The following is a 15,527-nucleotide window of genomic DNA, read 5'->3' as shown; positions in this document are numbered from 1 at the left end:
CGTAGAATGGCTCCTGTACACGGAAGTCACCAAGGGAATGCAACGGAACTGACTGAGCGTAGGGAAAGCGTAGTCAAGGAGTGAGGGCTACTGCAGGGAGTGTAGCAGCGGATTGAGCAGGGAGTCGCTTACCGCCGGCCAGGATGGCCAGCGAAGCAAGGATGCTCAAGGGATTGACAACAGGGAATGTTGCCCAGGGATTTGGGCAGTGCCGAAGGAACCGGCATCGGGTCTCGTCGCGGACAAGGGTCACAGGGAAGTGGCCCCAGCCGTGGACCCGTCTTTTTCCTTCCCCTTTTCCGCCCGTAGTTCATGCGCAATTGCACGATCTTCCCGTCAGGGGCCTGGCCGTGACCAGACAGGCGACTCTGATTCGTTGTACATGGTTGGCAACCTTTATGTGGTGGTTTGTCGCGGTTCCGTGATGATGCATAGCCCGGGAACGCTATCCGGTGGTTACGGTCGGTTTCTCCGGCATTCAGAACCAAACCATCACAGAGCGATACAACGCGAGCCATGAAACAGACGAAACAACTTTTTACAGCACTGGTACTGATTTTCAGCCTGTTCGCCATGCAGGCACCGGCCTGGGCCCAGGAGCCCGCCGAACCACAGGCCCAGGTGGTCAACATCAATACCGCCACGGCGGTGGAGCTGACCCAGCTGGAGGGCATTGGCGAAACCAAGGCACTGGCCATTGTCGCTGACCGCGATACCAATGGCCCATTCGAATCCGAGGGCGATCTCACCCGGGTGCGAGGCATTGGTGATGTCACGGTGGAGAAGAACGCCGGTCGCATTACCACCCGCTGAGCTTTCAGCCCCGCCATCTGGCGGGGCTTTTTTTTGCCTGCCTGAAATCCACCACCACCTGCCTGTAATCAACCTGAGCCAAAAGTCGCCTGGACAGAGCCCAAGGCTGCCCCTATCGTTGTGTTCAACGATTCACCGCCCAGATTGCAGACATGGCCGACACCCTGAAGCTGTACCCAACGAAACCCGACAAGGTGTATTTCTACGGCACCTGCCTGGTGGACCTGTTCTACCCGGAAGCCGGCATGGCGGGTATCCGCCTGCTGGAGCGGGAAGGCATCGAGGTCATTTTCCCCCAGGAGCAAACCTGCTGCGGACAGCCCGCGTACACCTCCGGCTACCACGACGAAGCCCGGGCGGTGGCAAGACGGCAACTGTCGCTGTTCCCGGAGGACTACCCCATCGTGGTGCCCTCCGGCTCCTGTGGCGGCATGATGCGGCAACACTACCCGCAGCTGTTCCGGGACACCGACGACCAGGCGCAGGCCAATGCCGTCGCCGGTCGGGTCTGGGAGCTGACAGATTTCCTGCTCAATGTCTGCCATATCCGCCTTCAGGATCTGGGCGAGCCGGTGACCGTCGCCATGCATACCTCCTGCTCGGCCCGTCGCGAACTGGGGCTTGGCGGCACCGGCCCCGAACTGCTGTCGCAACTGGACAGGGTCACTGTTGTGGAACAGGCCCGGGCCGAGGAATGCTGCGGCTTTGGCGGCACCTTTGCGGTGCGGCACCCGGAAATCTCCGGCGCCATGGTGTCCGAGAAGGTGGCCACGCTCACCGACACCGGTGCGCGGGAATTTGTCACCACCGACTGCGGCTGCCTGATGAACATCGCCGGTTATGCGGAAAAACAGGGCACCCCGCTGGCGGGCCAGCATATCCTCAGCTTCCTGTGGCACCGTACCCACCGTGACCAGGGGGATGGGCAATGAGCGATCAGAACGCCACCGATACCGTGGACGTGCGGGAGTTTCATCCCCGCGCCCGTGCCGCCATTGCCGACCCCCAGATCCGCCAGAACTTCCGCCGGGCCATGGATGGCCTGATGGACAAGCGCAGGGCCGCCTTTGAGGGCTGGGACCTGGAAGCGCTGCGCACACTGGGGGCCAGTGTGCGCCAGAATGCCCTGGCCCAGTTGCCAGACCTGCTGGAGCAACTGGAGGAGAATCTCACTGCCAATGGCATTCGCGTGCACTGGGCGCTGGACGGCGACGAGGCCTGCCGCATCATCACTGACATCTGCCGCTCGAGGGATGCCCGCAGCGTGATCAAGGGCAAGTCCATGGTGAGCGAGGAAATGCACCTCAACCACCATCTGGAGCAACAGGGCATCGAGGCCCTGGAATCCGACCTGGGTGAGTACATCGTGCAACTGGCCGGCGAGACGCCGTCCCATATCATCATGCCGGCGATTCACAAGAATACCGGCGAGATTTCCGACCTGATGCACGACCGCACGGGCACCGAGCGCTCCACCGATGTGGAGTACCTCACCGCCAGCGCCCGCCAGCAGCTGCGGGAGAAGTTCATGAACGCGGATGTGGGCATTTCCGGCGTCAACTTTGCGGTAGCGGAAACCGGCACCCTGTGCCTGGTGGAAAACGAGGGCAACGGCCGCATGACCACCACGGTACCGCCCTGTCATATCGCGGTGACCGGTATCGAAAAGGTAGTGCCCTCGCTGGACGACATGTCTGCCCTGCTGGCGCTGCTGACCCGTTCCGCCACCGGCCAGCACATTACCACCTATTTCAACATGATTTCCGGTCCACGCCGGGGCGAGGAACTGGATGGCCCCCGGGAGGTGCACGTGGTGCTGGTGGACAACGGCCGCTCCGGTATCTACCAGGACGACGAACTGGTGGACACCCTGCGCTGCATTCGCTGCGGCGCCTGCATGAACCATTGCCCGGTCTATACCCGTGTCGGCGGGCATGCCTACGGCACTACCTATCCCGGGCCCATTGGCAAGATTCTGATGCCCCACCTGATCGGCCTGGACGAGGGCCGCCACCTGCCCAGCGCCTCCAGCCTTTGTGGCGCCTGCGGCGAGGTCTGCCCGGTGAAGATCCCGATACCGGACCTGCTGGTGCGGTTGCGCCGGGAATCGGTGGATGGCGACCGGGTGCACCCGTCGGTGGTACGGGGTCATGGTGCCAAACGCAGCACCGCTGAAGCCCTGGCCTGGAAAACCTGGCAATGGGTGCATGCCCATCCGGCGGCCTATCGCCTGGGCACCGCTGCGGCCAGCCATCTGCCCGCCCTGCAGCCAACCCGCCTGGGCGCCTGGACCCAATACCGCAGCGCCCCGAAACTGGCAGCCCGCACCCTGCACCAGCAAGTGAGGGACCGCCGTTCATGAGTGCCCGGGACCAAATACTCCAGCGCCTGCGCAACCGGACCGGCGACCGTCTGCCAACACCAGAGCGCGATTTCACCGCCATGGCACGCCCCGAGTGGAGCACCGAAGACAAGCTGGCCCGATTCCGCAGCGCCATGGCGCCGGTCCACGGCGAAATCCACGACTGTCGTGGTGATAACTGGGTGACCGTACTGGCCGGGTTGCTGGCTGATCGACAGGTAGCCCGTATGCTGGTGGGCAGCGGCGCAGAGCCTCTCACCACCCTGCGCTCTTCCAAGCAGGAGCTGCCGGACATCCTGGTCTATGACGAGCCGGTGGAAAGCTGGCAGGAACATCTGTTCCATAATGTCGACGCAGGCCTGACCACCACCCGGGGCGGCATCGCCGAAACCGGGTCACTGATCCTATGGCCCACGGCGGAAGAACCCCGGCTTACCAGCCTGGTGCCGCCCATCCATGTCGCCCTGCTGAAAGCTTCGGAACTTTTCGGCACCCTGCGCGAGGCCATGGCCGTGCAGCACTGGCACCAGGGCATGCCGACCAACGCCCTGCTGGTATCCAGCCCCTCGAAAACCGCGGATATCGAGCAGACACTCGCTTACGGCGTCCACGGGCCCCGGGAACTGATTGTACTGGTCACAGAATGATTCGTGGTGCCCTGCTTATCGCCTTTGCCGCCTTGCTGTGGGCAACCACCAGCATCGTCGCCAAATTCCTGTTTGCCGCCACCGATCTGCAGCCCCTGACCCTGGGCCTGTTGCGGCTGGTGGTGGCGCTGCCGTTCTTCTGGCTACTGATGAAACGGGAGCTGGACCAGGCCGCCGCATCCACCAACGGGCCGAGACGCCTGTGGCCCGCCCTCGCCCCCAGGGGCTTGCTGGTGCTGGCGGCTCTGGGCCTGTTCCAGGCTTTCTACCAGGGCAGCTACCTGATCGCGGTGGATATGATCGGCGCCGGTATTGCCACGCTGATTTCCCTGTGCCTGCCACCGGTGCTGGTGGCATTACTGTCCGCGCCGTTGCTGGGTGAAAAGCCCAGACCGGTCACCCTGATCGCCCTGGTCGCCGCCATCGCCGGCACCGCCATGCTCGTGGCCAGCGATATCGAAACCGCGGGCGCCCTCAGGCTGGCAGGCATCCTGATGGCGCTGCTGGCGGCCATCGTCTACACCGGGTTCAACATGACCAGCCGTTACAACTCCACCGGCACACCGGTGTTCACCACCGCCTTTGTCTGCTTCCTGGTGGCAGCGCTACTGCTGCTGCCCGTGGTGTGGCTGAGCGGCGGATTTGCGGGCCTGGCCAGCCTGGGGCTGAAAGACTGGCTGATGGTGGCCTATATTGGAGTAGTACCCACCTGTGTGGGGTATGTGTGCTTCTTTACCGGGATGAAAACCACGCCAGCCACGCTGTCGAGCATTATTGTCACCCTGGAGCCACTGTTCGTGGCCCTGCTGGCGTGGCTGATCCTGGGGGAAATACTCGGCGTTACCGGCATTGCCGGCGCCATTATCCTGACACTGGCAGTAATCGTAGCGTCCGCCAGCAGTCGCAATGCGTCAACGGGTAAGGAGTAAACCACCGGACCATGCAGACAAAACCAACGCAGGAAGAACAGCTAGAAGGCATTGCCTTCCCAAGGGATGAGGCCAGCGGCCATCGCAGTACCTCGGAGGCATCCCGCACCATTCTTGCCGCCGCGGCCAGCGGGGTTTCCAGTAAGGCAGCCGATGCCATCCGCCAGACCCGAAACTGGCGCAAGGGCTATGTGGATCACTTCCATCGTCTGGTGGAACTGGGGCTGGGCAGCCCCGAAGCCGCCGTGGCCATCGCCCGGGCGGGCCTCAGTGCCACCCGCGGAAGCTTCGTGTTTCATGGGGACGACGGCGACCTGGCCATTGATGATGCCATGGCACAGCCACAGGATGAGCTGAAAACCCTGACCATCGACGGGCGCAGCACGGAAGGCCCGGCTCCCTGGACGGTGCCCCTCAATGGCGAACAACTTTCCGGCGACCGGTTGCGGGTACAGCTGGAACGCTGGGTCTTCCGGGGGGTGATGGAGCCTTCCGCCGCCGACGCCCTGCACCGCTGCCTGGACAACCCCGACTGGTTTGACCTGTCCGATCGTACCTTTACCCTGCTCGGGGCAGCCTCTGAGGCCGGCCCCCTGGGCTGGCTGGCCCGTTGGCGCGCGCGCCTGGTGGCTGTCGACGTGCCAGCCGCCGGCCCCTGGAACCGGATTCTGCAGGCTGTCCGTGAAGGTAATGGTGTGCTGTACGCACCCATTGCGGGCGGTTCGTCGCTGTCTGGCGGGGACCTGCTCAATGGATGGAAGGAGGGTCTTGGCGCCAACCTGCTGACCCAGACACCCGCCATTGCCCGCTGGCTTGCCAGCTTTGAAACGTCCCTTGATATTGGCTGCCTGGCCTACCTGCATGGTGAAAAACACACCCGGGTGTCGGTGGCCATGGACACCATTGCCGATGCACTCCAGCAGGCTGACCCGAACACCAGCATCGCCTATATGGCCACCCCCACCGACAGCTTTGCGGTGCCGGAAGCGGTTGCAAAACGGGTGATGACGGCCTGGCGGGAACGCTCTCTGTTGGCCAAGGCCACTCAGTGGCCAATGGGCAGTCACGCCTTCGCACCGGGCATCACCCGGCTTTACGAGTGCAGCAATGGCAAGCGCTATGGCATTGTCGACAGCACCATTACCCAGCAGGGCCCGAACTATGCCCTGGCGAAGCGGCTGCAGCAGTGGCGGGCAACGGTGGCCCGGGCCGATGGTCGCAACGCAGTGATGAATATTGCCCCGTCCACCACCACACGGTCAGTGGTCAGCAACCCGGCCCTGGAAGCAGGGTTCGCCGGCGCGGACCTGTTCAACGTGGAAGTGTTCGCGCCGGAAACCACCAATGCCCTGATGGCAGCGCTGCGGGTCCATGAACTGAGGAATGAGACATCGGCTTCCCGGGCCGGTAATACCCTGGACCACCCCTACGAACTGTTCATGGACAATGCCATCCATGGCGGCCTGTGGTCGGTGCCCTATCTGCCGCGGACCGTGCTGCCCTTTGCCGCAGCGGCGGGCTTTGTGCGTCAGCGCCTTCCGCGCCGGAAGAAATAGCGCGTGCCGTGAGACCGGTACGCCTGTTCAGGGGCGGCGGTTGAAGGCCCTCAGCCGTCCTTGCGCTGCCGCTCCATCATGTCCGGCTGCAGGATTTCGATCCAGTAGCCATCGGGGTCGCGGATAAACGCCAGGCCCTTCATCTTGCCATCATCGGGGCGCTTCACGAAGTCGACACCCAGCTTTTCGAAGCGATCGCAGGCGGCGTACACATCCGGTACGGCCACGCCGATATGGCCAAAGCCCTGGGGTTCCTCATTGCCATCGTGGTAGCGGAAGCTGTCATCGTCTTCGGTGCCCCAGTTGTGGGTCAGCTCCAGCATGGCTTCGCGGCCGAAAATGAAGGTGGTGCGGTGGCCATCGTCTCCCGGCACCATCTGGGCCTGGCGGTCATCCAGGTAGGCCAGGAAGTACAGGGTGAACTTCATCTCCGGGAAGTCCAGCTTGCGCACCAGACGCATCCCCAGCACCCGGGTGTAAAAGTCCATGGACTGTGCAGGATCCTTGATGCGCAGCATGGTCTGGTTGAACACGTAACCTTCGGTTTCCGGGACAACGGCATCGTGCAGACCAGGGGCCTGCTCAAAATGTCGGGGCATGGGTTGGCTCCAGTGTGGGCTTGAATGTCAGGTAACAGTTGTATCTGCAAGCCCAATGCTGACATTTCAAGGGGCTGGCCACCACCCCGGGGCCGACGCTACACTGTGCGCTGTTTTTCCGGAGCGGCAGTACAGTCGTGGTGACCTTCCGCCAGGACCCGGTCAGTGGCTCCCCCATGGATGCGGAACCATGTCAAACCCTCAGCGACCTTCCACCTCGGGCCGGCGTCTGCTTGTCTTTGCCCTGCTGTTCCTGGCGCTGACCGGTGCCGGGTTGTGGGTGGTATACCAGCAGTTCGCCGATCGCAGCCTGAGTTTCGACTGGCGTCTGCTTTCACCCTGGACCCTGGCGACGGTGGGTGGCCTGCTACTGGTGTATTTCGCCAGTGACGGACTTCGTCTGTACTTTACCCTCAGGGCCCTGGGCTACCGGGTTCGCCTGACCGCGATCGCCCGCCTGGTGTTCATCAATATCTTCTTTTCCAACGTCACGCCCATGGCCACCGGGGGCGGCTTTGCCCAGATCTGGTACCTGCAGCGGGAGGGCGTCCCCCTGGGATTCGCCACGGCGGCCACCACTATCCGTACCGTGCTGGCGGTGGTGTTTATCTTCTCCCTGGCGCCGGTCTTTCTGATGACTCTGCCAGCCCTGCAGAACCAGCCCCTGCTGGGCCAGGTGAGCTGGGTGTTGTCAGTGCTGATTGTCCTTTACCTGGCCTTCTTTGCCGTGGTGCTGTTCCGCACCCGCTGGCTGATAGGCCCCCTGAGCGGGATACTGACACTGCTCGACCGCTGGCACCTGATCAGCCCGGCGCGCCACCGGCGCTGGCAATTCAAGGCACGGCGGGAAATGATGCGGTTTTCCCGCAGTTTCGGCTTCTACCTGCGAGGCGATCGTCGCTGGGTTTTGCTATCGGTACTGTTTACTGCCGTCTTTCTGCTGAGCCTGTTCAGCTTCCCCTGGCTCATCATCACCGGGCTGGAATACGATGTGTCCTGGCTGAATACCCTGGGACTGCTGGTGGTTACCACGTTTATCATGTATTTCTCGCCCACACCGGGGGCGTCCGGTATTTCCGAAGGGGTATTCGGCACGTTTTTCCGGGACATCCTGGGGGGCAACCACCTGGTACTGGTTACCGTCGCCTGGCGGGTGGTCACCATTTACCTGGGAATGCTGATCGGGCTGGTACTTCTGCAACGGGACCTGGCAAGGAACCACAGGAAATGATCCGCAATCCGCTGAAGTGGCTGTTTTACGTCAACGTGGCCCTGGTGGTCCTGTTGCTGGTCTACAAGGCCTACCTGAACTATTTCCTGCCCGAATTCGAGGGGGTGCATACCCAGCAGGTGGAAGCCATCCACCAGGCGGTGGATGGACAGGACCGTTTCCGGTTCGTGGTGGCGGGTAACATCAACAACTCGGTGGGCATGTTCGAGAACCGCATCATACCCGACATCAATAACAGCGATGCGCAGTTCCTGATATCGGCCGGCAATGCGGTCAGCAACGGTGGCGAGGACAAGTACCAGGCGGTATACGGCACCCTCGGCAAGCTGGATATTCCCTACCTGCTGACCTTTGGAGAAAACGAACACAGCACCTTTGGCAGCTACCGGTTCTACGAACACTTCGGCCCCCACTATTTCAGTATCCGGGTGGCGGACACCCGCCTCATATTCCTCGACAGCACCGGCAAAACGCCCTGGCGCTGGCAGATTCGCTGGCTGAACGACCTGCTTGAGGAGGACAGCTCCAGACACCGCATCGTGTTCGTGGGCCACCCCCTGTTCGAGGAGGAGGATAACCTGCTGTTCGACGACGAGGACGACTACCTGCAACCGGCGTCGTTCCGGGAGGCGCTACTGGAGCTCTTCCGCCAGCATCAGGTGGACCTGGTGTTTTCCGCCAACATTGCCACCTGGTCGGAACGGAAGGTGGACGGCACCCGGTTCATTACCACCGGCGGTGCTGGCGGCCTGGTACTGAATACCGACGAAAGCTTCTACCACTACGTGATGGTGACGGTATCGGAAGACGGCATCCAGACCGAGCTGGAGAAGATCGAAACCCGCCAGCACCCGCTACTGAAACATCTGGAAGGGCTGTGGTTTTTTATCTACTCACTGTTCTACACCGGCTTCCTGAATTTCGTTTTGATGGTGAGCGTGCTGACCATACTCGCGATCAAACTCTATACCGTGGTGTTCCGTGGACGGGACTACTACCCCAACTATGACCTGGATCCGACACCCTTCCTGGACCAGCCCCTGAAAGTCACCATGTTCACCAACAACTACCTGCCCTTCATTGGCGGAGTCCCCCTCTCCATCGAGCGCCTGCGCAAGGGGTTGCGGAAACTTGGCGACGAGGTTCAGGTAGTGGCCCCCGTCTACCCGGACCAGCCCGAACAGGAGGAGCAGGTGCTGCGAGTACCGTCGCTGTTGTCCATGGGTGCCCACAGTGAATTTCGCATGGCCAACATCTTCCTCGGGCGTATCCGCCGGGGCGTGCGGGAGTTCCGGCCGGACGTCATCCACCTGCATCACCCTTTCTGGCTGGGCTCCCTGGGCCTGTTCATGGCACGGGTGCTCAACGTACCGGCGGTGTATACCTATCACACCCGCCTTGAGCATTACGCCCATTTTGTGCCACTGCCGGGCCTGCTGTTCCGCAACCTGATCTCCCATGCCCTGATCAAGCGCTTCGCTGGTTTCTGCGACGGTGTCATCGTGCCCACCTACTCCACCGAGGAGTACCTGCGCATGATCGGAGTGAAAACGCCCACCTACGTTCAACCCACTGGCATCGACTACCAGCGTTTCCGCGAGGTCAGTGACGAGGAAGTCAGTACCCTGCGCCAGCGGTTGAAGTTGCCGCAGGACACACGGATTTTCATCAGCGTGGCAAGGCTGTCCAACGAAAAGAACATCGACTTCATGATTGAGGCGCTGACCACGCTGCGACAGCAGTCCGACACTCCGTTCCATTTCCTGATGATTGGTGACGGGCACCAACGCGCGCGCCTGCAGGAGCGGGTTACCGAGCTGGGGATGGACGACTGCATTACCCTGGTGGGTGCCGTACCGCCCGATGACATGGCCACCTGGTACCGGCTGGGGGACGCCTTCCTGTTCGCCTCCAAATCGGAAACCCAGGGTATGGTGATCCTGGAGGCCATGGCGGCAGGCCTGCCGGTGGTGGCGGTACGCTCCAGCGGTATCGACGACGTGATCCAGCAGGACGTCAACGGCTACAAGACGCCGGAACGCCAGGACCTCTGGAGTGAGCGGGTAAGGCAACTGCTGGAGAACGATGACCTCAGGCAGCGGCTGTCAGGGAACGCGCTCGCCTTTGCCCGCGACTATTCAGTGGAAAATTTTGCCGCCAACGTCCGGGAAATCTACGCTACCCTTCTGGCAACACGACGCGAGCAGGGGCGGCAGCGCCGTTTTGGGCGCTCCTCCGACAGCTGACCATCCGGGGCGCCTGGCCAACGGTAATCGACCTGCAGCCAGCTGTCGTATATGTTGGTGGTTAGCCATCCCTCGGTACGAAAGAGTCTGAACAGTCATGAGCAAAATTCCCGTTGGCATCAGCACCTGCCTGCTTGGCAAGGAGGTCCGCCATGATGGCGGCCACAAGCATTCCCGCTATTGCACGGAGGTGTTGTCCCGCTACTTCGACTTCCGTTCCATCTGCCCGGAACTTGAAGCCGGCCTGGGCGTACCGCGGCCGGCCATCCATTTGCGCGAGTACGATAACGAGCTTCACCTGGTGGAAGTTAAAGGTGGAGATGATCACACCGATGCCATGCAGGGATTCATTGATCAGGTCATGCCCACGCTGGCAGACCTGCGCGGCTATATCCTGATGGCCAAGTCACCCTCCTGCGGCATGGAGCGCATCAAGGTGCATAACAGCGATGGCAATGTGACCCGCCGTGATGGCAGGGGCATGTTCGCCGAGGCACTGATTCGACTCTATCCCCTGATGCCGGTGGAGGAAGAAGGCCGGCTCAACGATGACCAGCTGCGGGAAAACTTCATTGAGCGGGTATTTGCCTATGATGACTGGATGCAGAATGTGGCCGGCGACCGGCTCACCCCGCAGGCTCTGATCGACTTTCATACCCGTCACAAGTTCCAGCTGCTGGCCCATTCCGAGAAGATCTACCGCCAGCTTGGCCCCATGCTGGGGGACCTGAAATCGGAACCGCTTGCCACCATCGCCGACCGCTACATCCGGCAGTTCATGGAAGCCATGACCCGCCGGGTCAGCCGAGGCTCCCATGTGAATGCCATGCAGCACCTGATGGGGTACCTGAGGGACAACCTCGGGGACGAGGAGCGCAAGGTACTTATTGAGCAGGTAGACGCGTACCACCGGGGTGAAGTGCCCCTGATTGTACCCATGACCCTGCTACGCATGGCTCAGCGACGTGAACCTATCGACTACCTGAGCAGTCAGCACTATCTGTCGCCTTACCCGGATGATCTTGGTCTGAGAAACCGGATATAGGCGTTTTCGCTTGGTATCCGTGTCACTTCGGCTATAGTCCATAGGTCGGCACCCGATATATCGGGCGCTCGGTAGCTTCAAATCCGTTACAAGGTTCCGGTTTACACCATGCGCCACTGTATCCTTGCCCTCACGCTGCTGATGGGGGCTCAAATCGCAGTCAGTGACGAGGCCCCCGGGCAGGACAAGGCCCAGGGGGTACTGAAATTCAATATCAGCAGCGGCGGCTACCCTCCCTTTACCATCCTTTCCGCCGATGGCAATGTATCCGGCATCTTCTGGGATACGCTCTCAGTCATCGCTCAAAGGCTGGATCTGACGCTGGAACCGGTGCAGATACCACCCAAGCGCAGCGACAGCCTGCTGCACCAGGGATACTCTGATGTCACCATGAGAGCCATTGAATGGACGAGTAACCCTGATGAGTTCGCGTTCTCGGACCCGGTACTCATGACCCGTGACGCCATCTTCGTGCACCAGGACAACCCCCGCGACATCCGGACAGTAGAAGATCTTCAGGGGGGAACCCTGCTGACGCGGCTCGGATTCAGCTATCCCTGGCTGAAGGAACATATCGATAGCAACAAGGTATCCATCATCCCGGTGCAGAGACAGCAGCCCATGTTCAAGCGCCTTTATCATGGCGGCGCCCGTTTTACCGGCGCCGTCAGCAACCTGCATGCAGGCTACTGGGTGCTCAGCACCAACCCTGACTGGGACAACGCCATTGATGAGGCCCCCATACGCCTGGAGGAGGTGGGCCTTCGCCTGATGTTCCCGCCCCGGCATGCCGGACTGGTACCTGAGATCAACCGGGAACTGGCTCGCCTGCGGCAATCCGGCGAGCTTGACCGGATTGTCAATGATTATCGCTGAGGGTCAGAAGCCATAGAGGACAGACACCGATGTTTCCGTATCTGTTTTTTCCGACTCCGGCGGTGCGTCTGACACGTGGGTGACCCGATAGGCCAGCTTCATCGACAGGTCTCCTACCACGCTGGCCTGCAGTGAGGTTTCCGATTCGGTGATCGTGTTGTTGTCCTGGAGACCGATTTCGGTACTGAGCTTCTGCCGGAACAGGGCGTTTTCCGAGAGGGCAAAGTCGAAATGACCGGCGAGACGGCCAATGACTTCGTCCTCATACTGCCCGTAGTCTTCATCCGGCTCTTCAAAACGGTTGTAGCGATAACCGACACCCGCAGACAGATCCAGGAAAGACTTCTCTCCCATCTCCCAGACTCGATGACCATAACCGGTGGTAGCCGACGACCGGAAATCGTAGCCCGAGAAGCGGTCATCCTCATAGGAACCACGCAGGAAGAGGTACTGGTGCCCGGAAAACTTGAGGTTGGTTTCAGCCTGGCCCCGGTAACGCTCGGCGGTGGTTTCGTCTTCTGCCTCGGTATAGGCGGAACGGGCCTCAAGCAGATTCCGCCACCGTTCTGTCTCGTGGAGCAGGGCTAACCGCCCTTTGAGGTTGGTTTCCTCGGAATTACCGGTGGTTATCAGCACGCCGAGCTCTGCTTCACCCTCCCAGTCCGAGTCCTGGCCACTGGCCACCAGCGGAAAGGATGCGACGGACAGGATGATTACCGCTCTGGTCAGCTTCATGAAATCTCCGTTTCAGGATGGTTTGGTCGCGACCTCCCCCTGCATGCTGCGGGCGGCCTGACGTTCGCGCTCAGCCTTTTTGCGGGCCTTGCGCTCGGCGATCAGTCGGGCGGCTTCACCTCCAACATGGCTTTCCCCACGCTCCCGGGCCAGGCGAATCTGTCGCTCACGCTCGGCAAAGCGGGCACGCTGCTCATCCGTCACAGTGTCGATGCAGCGGTGGCAACTAACGCCCTGCTCGTATTCCGGTCGCTGCTTGTCCTGCTCGGTAATGGGGCGCCGGCAGGCGTGACACTGGTCGTAGTCGCCCCGCTCCAGCTGATGGTTGACGGTGACCCGGTCATCAAAAACAAAGCACTCGCCATGCCAGAGGCTGTTCTCTGCGGGCACGTCTTCCAGATACTTCAGGATGCCACCCTTGAGGTGATACACCTCCTCAAAGCCCTGCTCTTTCAGGAAGGCCGTGGATTTTTCACAGCGAATGCCACCGGTGCAGAACATGGCCACCTTGCGGTGCCGGGCCGGATCCAGATTCTGCTTCACATACTCGGGAAACTCCCGAAACGTATCCGTGGCCGGATTGACCGCGTTCCGGAAGGTGCCGATTTCCACCTCGTATTGATTGCGGGTATCAATCAGCAGCACCTCCGGATCGGAGATCAGGTCATTCCATGCTTCGGGCTCCACATAGGTGCCCACCGTGCGTTTCGGATCAATCCCCTCGACACCCATGGTGACAATCTCTTTCTTGAGCTTCACCTTGGTGCGCTTGAACGGCTGGATATCCACGAAGGACTCCTTGTAGTCGATACCGTTAAAGCGGGCGTCCTGTTCCAGCCAGCCCTTGACGGCATCTATGCCCTCCCGGCTACCGGCGATGGTGCCGTTAATGCCCTCACGGGCGAGCAACAACGTGCCATGGACGTCTTTTTCCAGCATCAGGTCCAGCAGGGGCTGGCGGAGCTGACGGTAATCATTCAGTACGGCGAACTTGTACAGTGCGCAGACAACAACAGTCTGGGTCATGGTTTCTCCTTGCGGGCCGGAACGTAAATCCGGAGCAATAAAGGGGACGACACCGGGTTGTGACCCGGTGTCGTCAAAGGCGGGCAGATTCTAACCAATCGCGAGGGGAAGGCCAACGGTCATGGCGCAACCGTAACTCACGGTTCCTCCTTCAGCTCCCGCTCGACCACTGCGGACAGTTGGCCCCAGTGGGGGCTGTTGAGGGGAATGTTGTTCACCAGCACCGTTGGTGTGCTGGCAATCTTCAGCTGTATGGCCACCTGGCGGCTGTCTTCAATGGCCTCAAGGTGCAATTCCGACGCCATGCAACGGTCAAAACGCCGGGTATCCAGGCCCAACTCGTCGGCGTAACCGGAAAAGTGTTCCCCGGGGTTATCGCTGCCGCCCCAACGGGTCTGTTCAGCAAACAGGCGATCATGCATGGCCCAGTACTGGTCCTGATCCCCGGCACAGCGCGCCGCCATGGCAGCCGGCACCGCGTGGGTATGCTGGCGCAGCGGCAGGTCAAAGAACACAAACCGGACCTTGCCCGGCTCTACGTACTGCGACTTCAGTTTCTGGCTGGCCTCGGCAAAACTGGCGCAGGCGGGGCACTGATAATCGGCAAACTCCCTGACCACGACCTCGGCGTTCTCCGGACCCACGGAAATGCCGTAGCGGTCCAGCTGGGCGGGAAACGCTGGCGTGTCTTCCGATACCTCGGGCAGGCTGTCAGAGTCCGGGGTCGGGGGCAGCGTCAGGTAGTACAGCGCGCCAACCACGGCCGCAGCCACGATCACCAGCCCAGCGAAGATAACAGGCTTGCTGGAACGTTTGCGGGGCGCTGGGCCCCCTTCCTGTTGGCGTCGCTTGGCTTCACCCATATAGACTCTCCTGGCAGGTGGATTCTGGAACCTATGAACCTATCGAAGTGCATTATTGTGATGCCTCCGGACAGCAGGAACAACTTCCGGTGATCCGGAAAGGGCATCCAGCCCTCTCGACCCGAAGGGTCAACTGATGTGAACCCGGAACGTTCCTCATCGTAAAACACTGAACACATCACCAATCGGATGGAATTATGTTGGGATTTCTGAAAGGCAACCCGAAGAAGAAACTGCAGAAGGCGTACGAGGACAAGCTCGCCAGGGCATTGCACGCCCAGCGCAATGGCGATTTGCGGACTCACTCGACGCTGATGGAGGAGGCAGAGGAGCTTTACAGCCAGATACAGGCCCTGGAAAACAAAAACTGATTTGCCACGAAATCCACGAAATGACAGGCCCGAAGCTTTCTGTAAAACTTTGACTCGCTGATTTTATTTCGTGGGTTTAGTGGATTTCGTGGCCCATATAGTCTTTGTCGTTTTGTTTTTCCAAGATGGGATGGTCTCCTCCCCACTCCAAATCGGCGTCGTAATGCGCCAGGATAGATGTTGCAGACACTATCCAACGAGCTAAGGAGGAGACCATGCACGAGAATA

Annotated in this window: 15 protein-coding genes; 11 read left to right on the top strand and 4 right to left on the bottom strand. The window is 60.9% G+C overall.

All coding sequences use genetic code 11. The annotated features are described in order from the left end of the window. Positions 1-516: 516 nt before the first annotated feature. The 6 genes from ACFOZ5_RS15010 (at position 517) to ACFOZ5_RS14985 (ending at position 6,307) form a co-directional block, all read left to right on the top strand. Entirely contained in the window at positions 517-813 is a 297-nt protein-coding gene (locus tag ACFOZ5_RS15010) for a ComEA family DNA-binding protein (protein ID WP_379888740.1), read from the top strand. A 152-nt stretch (positions 814-965) separates the two neighbouring features. Further along, positions 966-1,745 carry a (Fe-S)-binding protein gene (locus tag ACFOZ5_RS15005; protein WP_379888738.1) on the top strand — a complete coding sequence of 260 codons (780 nt, stop codon included), beginning with the start codon at positions 966-968 and terminating at the stop codon, positions 1,743-1,745. Next, entirely contained in the window at positions 1,742-3,175 is a 1,434-nt protein-coding gene (locus ACFOZ5_RS15000; RefSeq protein ID WP_379888736.1) for a LutB/LldF family L-lactate oxidation iron-sulfur protein, read from the top strand. The genes ACFOZ5_RS15005 and ACFOZ5_RS15000 overlap by 4 nt, the downstream gene beginning before the upstream one ends. Continuing rightward, entirely contained in the window at positions 3,172-3,822 is a 651-nt protein-coding gene (locus tag ACFOZ5_RS14995) for a LutC/YkgG family protein (protein WP_379888734.1), read from the top strand. Before ACFOZ5_RS15000 ends, ACFOZ5_RS14995 begins: the two co-directional genes overlap by 4 nt. Continuing rightward, positions 3,819-4,751, top strand: a complete 933-nt coding sequence (locus ACFOZ5_RS14990) for a DMT family transporter (protein WP_379888732.1) — start codon at positions 3,819-3,821, stop codon at positions 4,749-4,751. The genes ACFOZ5_RS14995 and ACFOZ5_RS14990 overlap by 4 nt, the downstream gene beginning before the upstream one ends. Positions 4,752-4,762: 11 nt before the next feature. After that, positions 4,763-6,307 carry a hypothetical protein gene (locus ACFOZ5_RS14985; protein WP_379888730.1) on the top strand — a complete coding sequence of 515 codons (1,545 nt, stop codon included), beginning with the start codon at positions 4,763-4,765 and terminating at the stop codon, positions 6,305-6,307. Positions 6,308-6,357: 50 nt separating this feature from the next. On the opposite strand, the gene gloA is transcribed toward ACFOZ5_RS14985, so the two are convergent. Then, the gene (gene gloA, locus ACFOZ5_RS14980; RefSeq protein ID WP_379888728.1) at positions 6,358-6,906 is read right to left on the bottom strand and encodes a lactoylglutathione lyase; all 549 of its coding nucleotides are present in this window, start codon (positions 6,904-6,906) and stop codon (positions 6,358-6,360) included. A 190-nt stretch (positions 6,907-7,096) separates the two neighbouring features. Between gloA and ACFOZ5_RS14975 the strand changes: the two genes are divergently transcribed. The 4 genes from ACFOZ5_RS14975 to ACFOZ5_RS14960 all read left to right on the top strand — a co-directional run bounded on the left by ACFOZ5_RS14975 (position 7,097) and on the right by ACFOZ5_RS14960 (position 12,304). Further along, on the top strand, positions 7,097-8,137 hold the full coding sequence (locus ACFOZ5_RS14975; RefSeq protein WP_379888726.1) for a lysylphosphatidylglycerol synthase transmembrane domain-containing protein: 1,041 nt from the start codon (positions 7,097-7,099) through the stop codon (positions 8,135-8,137). Further along, complete coding sequence (locus ACFOZ5_RS14970) at positions 8,134-10,383, top strand: glycosyltransferase (protein ID WP_379888724.1); 2,250 nt, start codon at positions 8,134-8,136, stop codon at positions 10,381-10,383. Before ACFOZ5_RS14975 ends, ACFOZ5_RS14970 begins: the two co-directional genes overlap by 4 nt. Before the next feature lie 97 nt (positions 10,384-10,480). After that, positions 10,481-11,428 (top strand): YbgA family protein, encoded by a 948-nt coding sequence (locus tag ACFOZ5_RS14965; protein WP_379888722.1) that lies wholly within the window; start codon positions 10,481-10,483, stop codon positions 11,426-11,428. Positions 11,429-11,536: 108 nt separating this feature from the next. Continuing rightward, on the top strand, positions 11,537-12,304 hold the full coding sequence (locus ACFOZ5_RS14960) for a substrate-binding periplasmic protein (protein ID WP_379888720.1): 768 nt from the start codon (positions 11,537-11,539) through the stop codon (positions 12,302-12,304). A 3-nt stretch (positions 12,305-12,307) separates the two neighbouring features. Here ACFOZ5_RS14960 and ACFOZ5_RS14955 read toward each other — a convergent pair whose 3' ends face one another. The 3 genes from ACFOZ5_RS14955 to ACFOZ5_RS14945 form a co-directional block, all read right to left on the bottom strand. Then, a complete protein-coding gene (locus tag ACFOZ5_RS14955; RefSeq protein WP_379888718.1) occupies positions 12,308-13,039 on the bottom strand; it encodes a DUF481 domain-containing protein in 732 nt (243 codons plus the stop codon). Positions 13,040-13,051: 12 nt separating this feature from the next. Beyond that, positions 13,052-14,065 (bottom strand): oxygen-dependent tRNA uridine(34) hydroxylase TrhO, encoded by a 1,014-nt coding sequence (gene trhO / locus ACFOZ5_RS14950; protein WP_379888716.1) that lies wholly within the window; start codon positions 14,063-14,065, stop codon positions 13,052-13,054. Between the two features lie 137 nt (positions 14,066-14,202). Further along, positions 14,203-14,928 (bottom strand): DsbA family protein, encoded by a 726-nt coding sequence (locus ACFOZ5_RS14945; RefSeq protein WP_379888715.1) that lies wholly within the window; start codon positions 14,926-14,928, stop codon positions 14,203-14,205. A 197-nt stretch (positions 14,929-15,125) separates the two neighbouring features. Here ACFOZ5_RS14945 and ACFOZ5_RS14940 point away from each other — a divergent pair, with 197 nt between their 5' ends. Then, a complete protein-coding gene (locus ACFOZ5_RS14940) occupies positions 15,126-15,299 on the top strand; it encodes a DUF6435 family protein (RefSeq protein ID WP_379888713.1) in 174 nt (57 codons plus the stop codon). Positions 15,300-15,527: the final 228 nt, after the last annotated feature.

Origin of the sequence: Marinobacter lacisalsi, assembly GCF_042651045.1 — a bacterium.
GTDB lineage: Bacteria > Pseudomonadota > Gammaproteobacteria > Pseudomonadales > Oleiphilaceae > Marinobacter > Marinobacter lacisalsi.
The sequence above is the reverse complement of the archived record's forward strand: the minus strand, read 5'-3'. Positions and strand labels throughout refer to the sequence as shown.